The organism is Stenotrophomonas sp. 10N36, assembly GCF_056395005.1.
Map to the genome: position 1 here is coordinate 162,690 of NZ_JBFTIS010000003.1, position 13,789 is coordinate 176,478.

A 13,789-nucleotide genomic window follows, 5' to 3' on the forward strand; every position below is an offset into this window, starting at 1 on the left:
GTTCTCTCAGGTAGGGTTGGTGTCGGTTAGTGGCAGCCAGATTTCCACGCCGCCGTGGCCGCTGTGGGCGTCAAACCGTGCGTCGTAGCGTTCCAGCTCCGGCGCATCGGCCAGGCTCAGCCCGGATGCGGGCAGGTAATGGTTCAACAACCAGTACCAGGTGGAGCGGATCGCCGAGATGTGGCCGGCGTGCCACGCCACCACGTAACGATGGGCGGGAATGCGCACGGTCTGCCAGCCGTCCGGCAGCGCCGCGAAGCCGGCCACGCCGATGCCGGCGATGTAGTCGAAGCTGCCGTCATCGTCGCTGTTGCAGCACACGCCATAGCTCACCTCCGGCGCGGTGGGGCAGTGCAGGGCCAGCCGTTGCCATTGCGAGGGAATGGCGGCCACCGATGCGCCGTGGTGGCGCGCGCCGATCCCGGCTACCAGCAAGGTGTCGGCGTTGACGATGCGCGGTGGCTGCGCGCAGGGCAGGGCATCGTCGTGCAGCTTGATCGCCTCCACCAGCGCGATGCTGTCCAACCCTTGCGCGCGCACCTGTTCCGGCGGGCGACCGAACTGCTCGGAGAACGCACGGGTGAAGGTGGGATGTGAGGCATAGCCTGCGTCCAGCGCGACCTTCAGGATGTCGCGCGCGCCGCCGGCCAGTTGCCGCGCCGCTTCGCTCAGGCGTCGCCCGCGCAGGTAGCGCACCAGCGAGGTGCCGGTGCTGGCCTGGAACACGCGGGACAGGTGGAACGGCGACACCCCCACCACGCGCGCCACATCGGCCAGTGCGATCGGCGCGGCGTGGTGGCTTTCGATGTACCACAGGGCCCTGCGTGCCGCGCTCATGCCGCCTTCCGGATCGGGACAGGCACGCAGCGTAGCCCAGCATCGCCAGGGCCGCTTGGCCGTTCTTGCTACAGCGTGAGGTTCAACGACACGAACAGGCTGCGTCCCGGAGCCGGCGAGAACATCGGCTGGTCATCGCCGCCCCAGAAGAAATTGTCGTACCACGCGTAGGCGTAGGTGCGGCCGGTGAGGTTCTTCACCTGCACGTCCACGCTGAGCCGGTCCGACACCGCATAGCCGGCGCTGGCGTCCAGCACCGCGAAGCCGCCATAGCGACCGTGCTGGTTGCGCTCTTCGATGTAGTAGTCGCCTTGCCGGCGGCCCTGCATGCCGAAGCGCCAGCGCGCATCGGGACGGTAGTCGGCCCCGATATTGGTGATGTGGCGCGGCGTGGCCAGCACCTCGTTGCCGGCCAGCGAGCGGCCATCGGCGGTGAACGCGCTGATCACCTTGGCCTGCTGGATGGCGTGGGATGCCCAGAGCGTCCAGTGCGCGTTCACGCGTGCATTGAACTGCAGGTCCACCCCGCGTCGCCGGGTCTGGCCCAGGCCGACGGTGGTGCCGGTGGCGGGCATGTTGGCCACTTCATCGGTGGCATCCTGCTGCCAGACGGCGACACGGGCCTGGGTGCCGTCGGCCGGGCTGAAGCTGATGCCCAGTTCCTTGCCGGTGTTGACCGACGGGCGGAACGCGGCCTGCCCGCTGGTCAGGTAGGCCGGGGCGGTGGACCCGGTCAGCACCTGGAAGGTGCGGCCCCAGTTGGCATATACGTTCAGCGAGGGGGTGAACGCGTACGCCACGCTGAGCTTGGGTTGGTCTATCCAGCCGGAGCGCTGCAACGGCGCGCGGATGCCGCCGGGCAGGTGGGTGTCGCCCGAGAACCGATCCACGCGCCACGCCGGGACGATTTTGAGCGCCGGTGTCGGCTGGATCACGGCCTGCAGGTAGCCGCCGACGTTGTCCAGGGAATAGCGGTCATCGTTCTGGATGCGCGCCGGGACGGCATCGAAGTCGGTCGGGATGCCGTAGGCGTAGCGCAGTCGCCGGTACGCGTTGTCCTGCTGTTCGGCGTTGATGCCACCGGCCACGGTGAGCCGCTCGCTGGCGCGCCAGGTCAGGGTACTCAGCAGCCCCGTCTGCCGTTCGTCCCACTGCCGGCGCTGGCGCGGCGCGTTGCCGGGCTGGTAGTCGGTGAAGGTCACCTGGCGGTCGTCCTCGTACCGGTTGTAGTACAGCCGGTTGCTGAGCTGCAGGGTGTCGGTGAGGCGCACGTCGAGGTGCGCACCGAGGGTGCGCATGTCACGCACATCGCCATCGTTGGCATTCTTGCGCGGCGATGCGCGGCGCGCGTTGGCCAGTTCGGTGGCGGTGAGGAAGCCGGGTTCGTCGGCAACGTGGTGGTACACGCGTGCGACCAGGCCGGCCTTGAGCACGTCCTCGTCGCTGCCGATGAACCATTTGCCGCCCAGCGAGTACTTGCGCGACCGGTCGTGGTCGCGATAACCGTCCGAGGCCTGGGTGCCGATGAAGTAGTTCTGTGCCACGCCGTTGGCCTCGCGACCGAGCGCGACCTGCACTTCGCGGCTGGCGAAACTGCCGACGCTGAGCCGGGCATCGGTGTAGGTGCCGCCCTGGCGGGTGCCGATGTTGATGTTGCCGCCGATGTTGTGCAGGCCGTAGCGCGGGTCGTTGGTGCCGCGCACCACTTCGATGTAGTCGATGTCCAGCGGGAAGATCATGTCCACGAAGCGCTGGTTGCCGCTATTGACGTTGCTGGGAATGCCGTCGATGAGGATCTTGATGCCGTTGATGTAGCCCTCGCCATTGAACGCACGGAAGCTGGCCTTGCCGGACTCGGCGCCCTGGCGGGTTTCGGTGAGCTGGATGCCCGGCATCTGGCCCAGCAGTTCCCAGCTGTTGCCGACGTTCTTGGTCGCGATCTGGTCGGCGCCCATCACATCCACCGAGGTCAGCACCTGGCGCGACGCCAGGGGGCCGGTGCTGCCTTTGCGGGCTTCAACGCTGCCGAGGGTGACGGTTGGATCTGGCGCGGGGCCGGCGCCGACATCAAGGGGAAACAGGGCCGCCAGCAGGGCTGAGGCAAGAGCAGGGGTCTTCATGTGGAAAGGGGGAGGCGGCCACGACGTAATAGGCGATGATATAACATAACTAAACGAGAAAGGTGCGTGGCCATGCCTTGGCTCTCGGTCATCGCGTGTCAGCGGAAGCCGGCCACCAGGTGCTGCAGCGCATCGGGTGCGCCCTCGAAGATCGACGGGTTGAGGATGTTCCGGGCGCGCAGCAGGTTGCGGTCCACCTCGGCCAGGCCTGCTTCCTGGCACACCGCATCGAAGTGCTGCTGGATGCTGGTGATCTGTCGTGCGATGAGCGCGGTTGCCGCTGCGTCATCAAGCAGGAAATGCGGCGCCGCCTGCAGGCAGGTAGCCAGCCTGCTGCTGCGCTGCTGGCCAACGATCAACATCGCCTGGCTGGCTTCGTTGCCCGCGCGCGCCTGGGGGCAGATGTCGTAGGCAGGGGTGAGTGCAAGCGAGCTGCCATTCCAGAACGCGGCATGGTTGCGTGCGTGATCGTCGGTGTTGCCGCACAGCACATTGAACACCAGTCGACCGAACAACTCATGCAGGGTCGGCACGGGTGCATCGAAACGATGACGGACAATCTCGGCCAGGGTTTCATAACTGGCGTAGCGCGCCATCAATTCGTCCAACTCCAGAATCGTCAACGCCGACACCATTGCCCGCCGCTGGTAGCCATCGGCGGTGTGCTGGCGGTCGAAACGCTGGATCAGCAGCACGTCCCTTCCCGCTGCTGCCGTCAGCTGGACCACGGCAACATCCAGCCCCGCCAAGGCAGCCAACCGCATGGCCACGAACTCGCTCTTGACCACGTTGAAGGTATCGCTGGACGAGGAGAACTTCGCGATCCACTTGTGCGCCGGCGTTTCGATCATCGCCTTGGGCCGGGCCCCGCCCAGTGAGGTGCCGTGGTACAGCGCCTGCTCAAGCGCCGGCGTCAGTGGCAGACCTAGATCCACTCTTGCCGCTGCCTGCTGCAGTTCCTCCAGCGGTGCCCCTTGCGAGGCTCGCGCTTGGTAACGGGTGGCCGACGCTTGGAAATCGAGACAACCAATACGGTCCGAGCCGGACTCCAGCAGGTATGCAAGCTCGCCCAGGGCGGCCGGGTCCATGTCGTTGGCAGCCCGTCCGTAGCGATGGTTGAGGATGACGCGTCGGCCCCATGCATCCGGCGCTCCGTCACGCAGGCAGCCGGCCATGGCCAGGCCGGGGCGCGGTTCGATGGCCCCGGTGACCAAGGGCAGTTCGGGCAGGTAGAGCGCAATCCGGTCTTCGCGTGCCAGATAGCTGCGGCCGTAATTGAACACGTAACGGTCCTGTTCCTGCACCACGCGCCCGGCTACCACCGGTTCGGTTGCGCCCGGTAGCCAGGTCCACACAAACACCTCGTGAGCGCTGGCTGGCTCAGAAGTCATCATTCACCGCGCGGGTTCGGGGCCGTGCGCTGCGCGGGAGCAACTGCAGCGACTTCTCTACCGAGGCAGCGGCGAGCCGGGTGACCATCGGATCCGGAGAAAACAAGGGAACACCCACGATCGCCGCCAGCTCGAACACCGAGCCGATGGCACAGCCCCCATCGCCCGCTTCCACGCGCTGTACCAGACTCCGCGATACGCCTGCACGCTGGGCCAGCGCGTCCAGCGTTATTCGCCGCTCCAGGCGCGCCTCACGGATAAGACGTCCCAGCAGCACCACCGCCTCCTGGCTGTAGCGGGACAAGGAATGGCGGACTTTGGGCATGTAAAGCTCGTATATGAGGCGGAGAGGTGCTTCCCGGGTCGTTTATGAATCATGCGCCCGCGAAAACCCCCTGTCAAAGCAGCGGGTTTGCTCATATATAAACCATTAAGCGCCTTCGCGGCTCATTTTTGAGTCATGCCGCCCCGCGCAGCCACGCCGTGATCGCCTCCTGCAGGCGCGGGTGCGCGGGCACGGTGATGCCGAACGCCTCGTGCAGCACGGTCAGCACATCGTCGGCGTCGTTGAGCATGCGGCGCTCGCTGGGCTGCCCGCGGCGGTGGACTGTGTAGGCCCCGGCGCCGATCGTGCGGCGCCCGTCCGGCCCGGCCAGGGCGACTCGTAGCTGCCCGGGAAAGGAAGAATGCGGGTGCGTGCATACGTACCAGTTGCCCACCTCATGGTCGATGGGCGCCTGCATCTGCAGGTCGAAGTGGTAGAGCGGCCGCCACTCGCCGGCGACGTCCACCCGTAGCAGGAACTGGTCGTGCTGCTGGTCCAGCCGGTAGTGCTCGTGCGGCGTGGCCTGGGCGAACCGATGGTCCAGCCGCAGCGGACCGGTCGGCGTGTTGCCGCCAAAGCCGACGTCGGCGATGTAGTCCACCGCGTCGATCCGCACCAGCACCAGCATGTGGGTGCGCGCGGTGGGGGCGTCATCGGCGCGTCCCATGACCACGCGCGCGGCAAGGGCGCGGGCATCGAAGCCCAGGTGCTGCAGCAGCGCCAGGAACAGTCCGTTGAGCTCGTAGCAGTACCCGCCGCGTCCTTCGCGCAGCAGCTTGTGCGCCACGCTGGGCAGGTCGATGGCCACCGCATCGCGCAGCAGCGTGGTGAGCGTCTCGAACGGAAACGTGGCGTTGTGACGTTCCTGCAGCAGCGCCAGCGTGGCCAGGGTAGGGGGCGGAGGCGCCGCGACGCCGAGGCGGGCCAGGTAGTCGCGACAGGTGTGCGGGTCCATGGGCAGCGGCCATGCGGGAAGGTGACGCCACTGTGGCGGCTCAACCGTGGTTGAGGTCAAGCACGGGCGATCGAACGCTGAATCGCGCCCGCGGAATGCCGGCCACCGTCATCTTGCCGTCGCTTGCCCCCGCTACAAGGGGCGGGGGTGGCAGCGCGCTGCGGCCGCTTCGAAAATGCAGCCTAAAGACCGCCTGTTTCCGGCCGATACCGATGCGTCAATCCGCCTGGAGCATCTGATGTCGGTCGTCCCCCGCCGCCCGTTGTCCCGGTTCGCCCGCTTGGGTGAACACCTTCCACGTCCCGGCTTCAGCCGCGCCATCGGCGCGCTGCGCCGGCTCAGTGTGGCACGCAAGCTCAAGGCCGCGCTGCTGGTCTGTGGCAGCGGCCTGCTGGTCGTGGCGCTGGTCTACGCCGGTACCCGCTACAGCAGCGAGCGTGCCGCCGCCACGTTCGCCGCCCACCAGCAGAACGCCGCGCTGGCCAGTGCACTGGCCACCCAGGTGGCCGAAGCCCGCCGCCTGCAGACCCGCTATGCCATCCACTTCGACGCTGCCGACCGCAGCGCCCTGCAGCAGGCCCAGCAGCAGCTGCAGCAGTCGCTGCAGGCGTTGCAACGCGCCCCGCACGACCGCGGCACCGCAGCCGCGTTGACCGCACTGGCGGCGCGCGCCCAGGAGTTCAGCGCCGGCATTGCGGCGCTGAACGACCGCGCCGACGAGATGGGGCGCGGCGACGCCGGACTGCGCGCGCAGCTGGACGCCAGTGCCGCAGCACTCGATACCCTGCTCGCCGACGCGGCCCAGCTGCCGTTGGCGCTGCAGTGGCAGCGCATGCGGCGGCAGGAAGCGCTGCTGTTGCTTACCGGCGATGCGGCGCATACCGACCAGGCCAGCGAGGCCAAACTGCCGTTCGACCTCGCGGTGTCGGCCTCGGGCCTGCCAGGTCCCACCCAGGACGCGCTGCGTGCCGCGATGGACGATTACCAGGGCGCGTTGCTGGCCTATACCGCCGCACGGGTGGGGCTGGACGTGGAGGCGATGGCGCTCACCGATACCGCCGCGCAGGTCGCGCCCGCGCTGCAGCACCTGCAGCAGGCGCAGGCGGCCGCGCTTGCCGCAGCACGCGCACGCCAGCAGGCCCAGGCACGGGCGATGACCGTGCTGTTCGCCGCGACGCTGGCGCTGGTGGCACTTGTGCTGATCGCCAGCCTGGTGCTGGTCATGCGGGCCGTCCGCCAGCCCATCGCCGACACCCTGCGGTTTGCCGAGGACATCGCCGAGGACCGGCTCGACAGCGTGCTTGCGGTGCACAACCCGCACGACGAGATCGGCCAGTTGGCGCAGCGGCTGATCCACATGCAGCAGCGGCTGCGCGAGCGCATCCAGGCCGAGCGCGCCAGCGCGCAGGACAACACCCGCGCCCGCCAGGCATTGGACAGCGCCCAGGCCTGCGTGATGGTGCTCGACCCGGACGGGCGCATCGGCCTGCTCAACCGCGCGCTGCTGGCCGAACTGGCCACGCAGGAAGCCCAATGGCGCGGCCAGCCCGCCGCCGCGCTGCATCCGGTGTTCGAACGCATCGTGGCGCAGCTGCACGGCAACGCGACGTCCAGCCATGAGATCCTGCATGCCGGCATCGGCTACCAGCTGGTGGTCAATCCCATCCTCGACCACGACCAGCTGCTCGGTGCGGCCGTGGAGTGGCGCAGCCGCGCGCTGGAAACCACGGTGGAAACCGAAGTGGCCGCGCTGGTCGATGCCGCCGCGCAGGGCCAGCTGCACGGTCGCATCGACACCACCGGCAAGCAGGGCTTCGTGCACACGCTGGCGGTCAGCATCAACCGCCTGCTGGATACCTTCCAGGGCAATCTGTCCGGCGTGCAGGCGGTGCTGTCCGGGTTGGCGCAGGGCGACCTGCGCGTGCGCATGCAAGGTCAGTTCCAGGGCGTGTTTGCCCACCTGCGCGACGATGCCAACGCCACCGTGCAACAGTTGACCGACATCGTGGCGCGCATCCAGCAGGCGTCATCGGCCATCGACCAGGCCGCCGGCGAGATCGTGGCCGGCAACCAGGAGCTGGCCGGGCGTACCGAGCGCCAGGCCGCGCATCTGGAAGAAACCGCTTCGTCGATGGAAGAGCTCACCGCCACCGTGCGCCAGAACGCCGACGCCGCCCAGCAGGCCAACCAGCTGGCGCTGCAGGCCACCGGCGTTGCCCAGCAGGGCGGCGCCTCGGTGGCACAGGTGGTGGCCAGCATGCGCGACATCGCCGACGCGTCGCGGCGTATCGGCGACATCACCGGGGTCATCGACGGCATCGCCTTCCAGACCAACATCCTGGCCTTGAACGCGGCGGTGGAGGCGGCGCGGGCCGGCGAGCAGGGCCGCAGCTTCGCCGTGGTGGCCAGCGAAGTGCGCCTGCTGGCCCAGCGCAGTGCCGACGCCGCACGCCAGATCAAGGGCCTGATCGAGGCCTCGGTGGACACCGTGGCCGCCGGCAGCCGCCAGGTGGACCAGGCCGGTGCAACGATGGGCCAGATCGTCGGCAGCGTGCAGCAGGTCAGCGCCATCATGGCCAGCATCTCGGCCGCCTCGCAGCAGCAGAGCGCCGGTATCGAGCAGGTGGGGCATACGCTGCTGCAGATGGATGGCAGCACCCAGCAGAACGCCGCGCTGGTGGAGGAAGCGTCGGCGTCGGCGCAGGCGATGGAACGCCAGGCCGCGCTGCTGTCCGACGCGGTGGCCGCCTTCGTGCTGGAGGTGCCGGCAGTGCGGCCGGTAGCGGCGCGCGCGGTGGGCTGAACGCGCGACCGATACGCAGCCCTCACGCGTCTTCACTGGCTGCTTCGACGGGCGCTCATTATCCTGCACGCATGAGCACCCGTCGCACGCCCCCCGCAGCTTCCGCACGCAACGCCTTTGTCCGCGTCCGCGGCGCCCGCGAACACAACCTGAAAAACGTCGACGTGGAGATCCCACGCGACGCCCTGGTGGTGTTCTCCGGCATCTCCGGTTCGGGCAAGTCCTCGCTGGCCTTCGGCACCTTGTACGCCGAAGCGCAGCGGCGTTACCTGGAGTCGCTGTCGCCTTATGCGCGCCGGCTCATCGACCAGGTGGGCGTGCCCGACGTGGACGCCATCGAAGGGCTGCCGCCGGCCGTGGCGCTGCAACAGCAGCGCGGCACCGCCAGCGTGCGCTCCAGCGTGGGCAGCGTCACTACGCTGTCGAGCCTGCTGCGCATGCTGTACTCGCGTGCGGGCAGCTACCCGCCGAAGCAGCCGATGCTGTTTGCCGAAGACTTCTCGCCCAACACCCCGCAAGGCGCCTGCCCGAACTGCCATGGGCTGGGCCACGTCTTCGAGGTGACCGAGCAGTCGATGGTCCCCGACCCGTCGTTGAGCATCCGCGAGCGCGCCATTGCGGCGTGGCCGCCGGCCTGGCACGGGCAGAACCAGCGCGACATCCTGGTCACCCTCGGCTACGACGTGGATATTCCCTGGCGCGACCTGCCCAAGAAGCAGCGGGACTGGATCCTGTTCACCGAAGAACAACCGGTAGCGCCGGTGTATGCCGGCTTCACCCCGGCCGAAACCCGCGCCGCGCTGCGCCGCAAGGAAGAGCCCAGCTACATGGGCACCTTCAGCGGCGCGCGCCGCTACGTGCTGCATACCTTCGCCACCACGCAGAGCGCGATGATGAAAAAGCGCGTGGCGCGCTACATGGTGGGCACCGTGTGCCCGGTCTGCGACGGCAAGCGGCTCAAGCGCGAAGCGCTGTCGGTCACCTTCGCCGGGCTGGATATCGGCGCGCTGTCGCAGCTCTCGCTCAGTGCCATGGCCGATGCGTTGCGCCCGGCCGCTGAAGGGCGCTTCCAGGCCCCCGCCGCGTCCGGCACGCGCAGCCGTGCGGCCGGTCGCAAGGCGCAACAGGCGCGTGCGGCCGCCGGCGGGCCATCCCACGTGGGCAGCAGCGACGTGCGCCGCACGCCGGACCTGTCCGAAGAAAAACGCATTGCCGCGCAGCGGATCGCGCAGGACCTGGTAGAGCGCATCGGCACGCTGGAAGCACTGGGCCTGGGCTATCTGTCGATGGACCGCGCCACCCCGACGCTGTCGCCCGGCGAACTGCAGCGGCTGCGGCTGGCCACGCAGATCCGCTCCAGTCTGTTCGGCGTGGTGTACGTGCTCGACGAGCCGACCGCCGGCCTGCACCCGGCCGACGGGCAGGCGCTGTACCACGCGCTGGACCAGCTCAAGGCCAGCGGCAACACGTTGTTCGTGGTCGAGCACGACCTGGAGATGCTGCGCCGTGCCGACTGGCTGGTCGATGTGGGCCCGGGCGCCGGCGAGCATGGCGGGCAGGTGCTGTACAGCGGGCCGCCAGCGGGGCTGCGCACGGTCAAGGCATCGGTGACCGCGCCGTATCTGTTCGATAGCGGCCGCGGCACGCGTCGCACCCCGCGTACGCCCGCGGCCTGGCTGGAACTGCGCGGGATCCACCGCAACAATCTGCACGGGCTGGACGCGCGCTTTCCCATCGGTGCGTTCACCGCGGTCACCGGCGTGTCCGGTTCGGGCAAGTCCAGCCTGGTCAGCCAGGCGCTGGTGGAACTGGTCAGCGAGCATCTCGGCCACGAGCCGGTGCGCGAGGAGCCCGACAGCGAGCTGCCTGTGCCCAGCAGCATCGAACGCACCCGTGGCCGCCTGCATGCCGGTGCCAGGCACATCACGCGGCTGGTCAACGTGGACCAGAAGCCAATCGGGCGCACCCCACGTTCCAACCTGGCCACCTACACCGGCCTGTTCGACCACGTGCGCCGCCTGTTCGCCGCCACCCGCACCGCCAAGGCACGCCGCTACAGCGCCGGGCGTTTTTCCTTCAACGTGGCGCAGGGCCGCTGCGACACCTGCGAAGGCGAAGGCTTCGTGCACGTGGAACTGCTGTTCATGCCCAGCGTGTACGCGCCGTGCCCCACCTGCCATGGCCAGCGCTACAATGCCAAGACGCTGGAAGTGGAATGGAACGGGCGCAACATCGCCCAGGTACTGGGCATGACCGTGGAGGAAGCCCTGGCCTTCTTCGCCGACGAGGCCCCGGTGCAGCGCCCGCTGCAGCTGCTGCGCGACATCGGCCTGGGCTACCTGCGGCTGGGCCAGCCGGCCACCGAGTTGTCCGGGGGCGAGGCGCAGCGGATCAAGCTGGCCACCGAACTGCAGCGCAGCCAGCATGGCAGCAGCCTATACGTGCTGGATGAGCCGACCACCGGCCTGCACCCGGCCGACGTCGACAAACTGATGGCGCAGCTGCAGGGACTGGTGGACGCGGGCAACACCGTGGTGGTGGTGGAACACGACCTGCGCGTGGTGGCCGATGCGGACTGGGTGATCGACGTCGGCCCGGGGGCGGGCGAGCAGGGCGGCACGATCGTGGCCACCGGCACACCCGCGCAGGTGAGCCGCGCCAAGGCCGGTGCCACCGCGCCCTACCTGCGACGCTGGTTCCCCTAAACCGTGCGTCGCTGCACGACGCGATCACCGACTGAAACAACCCAGCCCCGGTAGAGCGACGCCATGCGTCGCTGCACGACCCGACCACCGATTGAAGCAAACCAACACCGGTAGAGCGACGCCATGCGTCGCTGCACCCCTCAATACACGTCGCGGCGGTAACGTCCTTCGCCCAGCAACGCATCCACCTGGTCCTCGCCCAGCACCTCGCGCAGCACCGCATCCACTCCATCGGCCATGCCGTGCAGCGAACCGCACACGTAGAGGCTGCCCCCCATCGCCACCCAGGCCCGCAGCGCCTCCGGGTCCGCACGCAGGCGGTGCTGCACATAGCCGCCGCCGTCCACGTCGCGCGAGAACGTCAGGTCGACGCGGGCCAGGTGGCCCTCGGCCTGCCAGGCCGCGATCTCGTCGCCGTACAGCCGGTCGAACGCGCGGGTGCGCTCGCCGAACACCAGCCAGTGGCCGCGGTCGCCGTGCGCGGCGGCTTCGCGCAGCAGGCTGCGCAGGCCGGCGATACCCGTGCCATTGCCGATCAGCAGCATCGGTGCGTGTTCCGGGAAACGGTGGAAACCAGCGTTGCGACGCACCCGGGCCTGGATCATCGCCCCGGGGGCGGCGTGCACGCACAACCACCCCGCGCCCAGCCCGTGGCGGCCATCGGACAGGTGGGTAAGCCGGATTACCAGCTGCAGTCGATCATCGTTGGGGACCGAGGCAATGGAGTACTCGCGGTGCGGCAACGCGGGCAGCGTGGCCAGCCAGGCGGCGGCGTCGGTGACCGGCAGGGCCGGCGGGACGTCGGGCAACACACGGCCAGCCGCCACCTCGACCAGCGTGGTGGCCACACCGTCCACCACGATGCGTGCCGCCGGGTCGAGCCCGTGCCTGGCCAGCACGGCGCGCACGTATGCATCGGCATGCCGCGGTGCCACTTCCAGGATGTCACCGGCCTGCCAGCTGGCGTGTGCCGGCGGGGTCAGGTCCACCTGCCAGATCGCCGCGGCGGCGCTGCCTGCGTTGAGTTGCTGGCGGCTCTGCAACACCCACGTCTGCAGGGCGGCCGGCGCCAGCGGCGGTGCCGTGTCTTCGATGCCGCTGATCGCGCCCAGCTGCTGCTGCCAGCGTGCGAGTGCCACGGCGTCGTCGCGGTCCACTTCCAGGGTGGGGAACAGGCGCTGCGCGCCCTGCGTGTGCAGCCACGCATCCACCGCACGCGAGAAGCCGCAGAAGCGCACGTACTCGCCATCGCCCAGCCCCAACAGCGCATAGTCCAGCCCAGCCAGCGGCAGGGATCGGGTGAGCAGGCGGCGCTCGAACACGCGTGCGGCGTCCGGCGCTTCGCCATCGCCGAAGGTGCTGATCACGAACAATGCCTTGCCGGCCTGCTGCAGGCTGGCAGCATCGAGCTGCCCCAGCGCACGGACCTGCACCGCCAGTCCCGCCGCCTGCAGCTGCGCGGCCGCGCGCCATGCCAACTGTTCGGCGAACCCGCTCTGGCTGGCGAAGGCGACCAGCCACGGTGCCTGGCCGTTGCCTCCCGCCGTGGCGATGGGCAGGCGCGCGTTGCGTACCTCGCGCTTCTTGCGGCGCCGGTCCAGGTACAGCATCCAGCCAGTGATGAAGAACAGCAGCATGGCCAGGCTGCTCAGCATCACCACGATGCGCCCGGGCAGGCCGAAGAAGCTGCCCGAGTGCAATGCGAACACGCTGACCATCACCTTGCCGCCCGCGCCCTGGGCCGCATACGGCTCATAGCCCAGCAGTGCGCCGCTGGCCGGATCGATCTGCACGATGTCCTGAGCGCGGTCGTGCGCGGTGTTGGTGCCCTGCACGCGCGCAATCACCGCCCGCCCGGGCTTTGCCGGGAAGCGCAGGTCCACGTAGCCGCCGCGCACGCCCTCCAACGCGTACAGCGTGGCCTGCAGCTTGCCCAGGTCCAGCGCGTCCGGCCCGGCGGTCGCGGTGGCCTGTTCGGCACGGGCGCCGCCCAGCAGCTGGGTAGCGCCCGCGCGGTACCAGTCGAACGACCACCACAGCCCGGTCAGCGCGATCAGCAGGTACACCAGCAGCACCCAGGTGCCCACCACCGAGTGCAGGCTCCACAGGAACGCGCGCCCGCTGCGGGTCCATTCCACCGCCAGCCAGGTGCGCCAGTGCCACCAGCGGCGAGGCCAGCGCAGGTACAGCCCCGACAGGCAGAAGAACACCAGCACGATCGCGCAGCTGCCGGTAACCACGCCGCCGCGCTCGCCGGCCACCAGGTGCCGGTGCAGGTCTTCGACGAAGGCGAAGAACGCCAGGCCGCGCAGGTCATTGAACACCCTGCCGGTATAGGGATCGAAGTAACGCCAATGTTCCTGGCCGCCCTCGAAACGCACCACCGACAGCCGCTGGCCGGTGGCGTCCATGCGCAGCCGCTGCATCGCGCGCGGCTGGCCCTGCTGCAGCCGCGGCACCAGCTCGGTCAGTGCCATCGGCTGCGCACCGGCTTCATGCTGCCGGGCCACCTGGGCGAACACCGGGTTGGCCGCGCGCATGATCTCGTCTTCGAAGGCCAGCGTGGCCCCGCTCAGGCCCATCACCGCCAGCACCGTGCCGGCGGTGATGCCGAGCAGCCAATGCAGCTGGAACAGGGTCCACTTGAACATGC

The 13,789-nt window shown here is 69.1% G+C and carries 8 protein-coding genes; 2 read left to right on the plus strand and 6 right to left on the minus strand.

From position 1 onward, the window contains the following. Positions 1-6 precede the first annotated feature (6 nt). From AC1DCJ_RS05680 to AC1DCJ_RS05700, 5 genes are all read right to left on the minus strand, one after another. On the minus strand, positions 7-837 hold the full coding sequence (locus AC1DCJ_RS05680) for an AraC family transcriptional regulator (protein WP_478070341.1): 831 nt from the start codon (positions 835-837) through the stop codon (positions 7-9). A gap of 68 nt (positions 838-905) precedes the next feature. After that, complete coding sequence (locus AC1DCJ_RS05685; protein WP_478070342.1) at positions 906-2,957, minus strand: TonB-dependent receptor; 2,052 nt, start codon at positions 2,955-2,957, stop codon at positions 906-908. A gap of 98 nt (positions 2,958-3,055) precedes the next feature. Then, positions 3,056-4,312 (minus strand): type II toxin-antitoxin system HipA family toxin, encoded by a 1,257-nt coding sequence (locus tag AC1DCJ_RS05690; RefSeq protein WP_478070343.1) that lies wholly within the window; start codon positions 4,310-4,312, stop codon positions 3,056-3,058. A gap of 25 nt (positions 4,313-4,337) precedes the next feature. Then, complete coding sequence (locus tag AC1DCJ_RS05695; RefSeq protein ID WP_478070344.1) at positions 4,338-4,673, minus strand: helix-turn-helix transcriptional regulator; 336 nt, start codon at positions 4,671-4,673, stop codon at positions 4,338-4,340. 133 nt (positions 4,674-4,806) lie between these two features. After that, on the minus strand, positions 4,807-5,628 hold the full coding sequence (locus tag AC1DCJ_RS05700) for an arylamine N-acetyltransferase family protein (RefSeq protein WP_478070345.1): 822 nt from the start codon (positions 5,626-5,628) through the stop codon (positions 4,807-4,809). Between the two features lie 235 nt (positions 5,629-5,863). On the opposite strand from AC1DCJ_RS05700, the gene AC1DCJ_RS05705 reads away from it, so the two are divergent. Beyond that, entirely contained in the window at positions 5,864-8,431 is a 2,568-nt protein-coding gene (locus AC1DCJ_RS05705; protein WP_478070396.1) for a methyl-accepting chemotaxis protein, read from the plus strand. A gap of 71 nt (positions 8,432-8,502) precedes the next feature. Beyond that, on the plus strand, positions 8,503-11,136 hold the full coding sequence (locus AC1DCJ_RS05710; RefSeq protein ID WP_478070346.1) for an excinuclease ABC subunit UvrA: 2,634 nt from the start codon (positions 8,503-8,505) through the stop codon (positions 11,134-11,136). Positions 11,137-11,276: 140 nt separating this feature from the next. On the opposite strand, the gene AC1DCJ_RS05715 is transcribed toward AC1DCJ_RS05710, so the two are convergent. After that, the gene (locus AC1DCJ_RS05715; protein ID WP_478070347.1) at positions 11,277-13,787 is read right to left on the minus strand and encodes a PepSY domain-containing protein; all 2,511 of its coding nucleotides are present in this window, start codon (positions 13,785-13,787) and stop codon (positions 11,277-11,279) included. Positions 13,788-13,789: the final 2 nt, after the last annotated feature.

Bases quoted from the DNA above. Each gene is read 5' to 3' on its own strand.
- AC1DCJ_RS05710 (WP_478070346.1), top strand. From the start codon at position 8,503: ATGAGCACCCGTCGCACGCCCCCCGCAGCTTCCGCACGCAACGCCTTT.
- AC1DCJ_RS05700 (WP_478070345.1), bottom strand. From the start codon at position 5,628: ATGGACCCGCACACCTGTCGCGACTACCTGGCCCGCCTCGGCGTCGCG.
- AC1DCJ_RS05695 (WP_478070344.1), bottom strand. From the start codon at position 4,673: ATGCCCAAAGTCCGCCATTCCTTGTCCCGCTACAGCCAGGAGGCGGTG.
- AC1DCJ_RS05685 (WP_478070342.1), bottom strand. From the start codon at position 2,957: ATGAAGACCCCTGCTCTTGCCTCAGCCCTGCTGGCGGCCCTGTTTCCC.
- AC1DCJ_RS05715 (WP_478070347.1), bottom strand. From the start codon at position 13,787: ATGTTCAAGTGGACCCTGTTCCAGCTGCATTGGCTGCTCGGCATCACC.
- AC1DCJ_RS05680 (WP_478070341.1), bottom strand. From the start codon at position 837: ATGAGCGCGGCACGCAGGGCCCTGTGGTACATCGAAAGCCACCACGCC.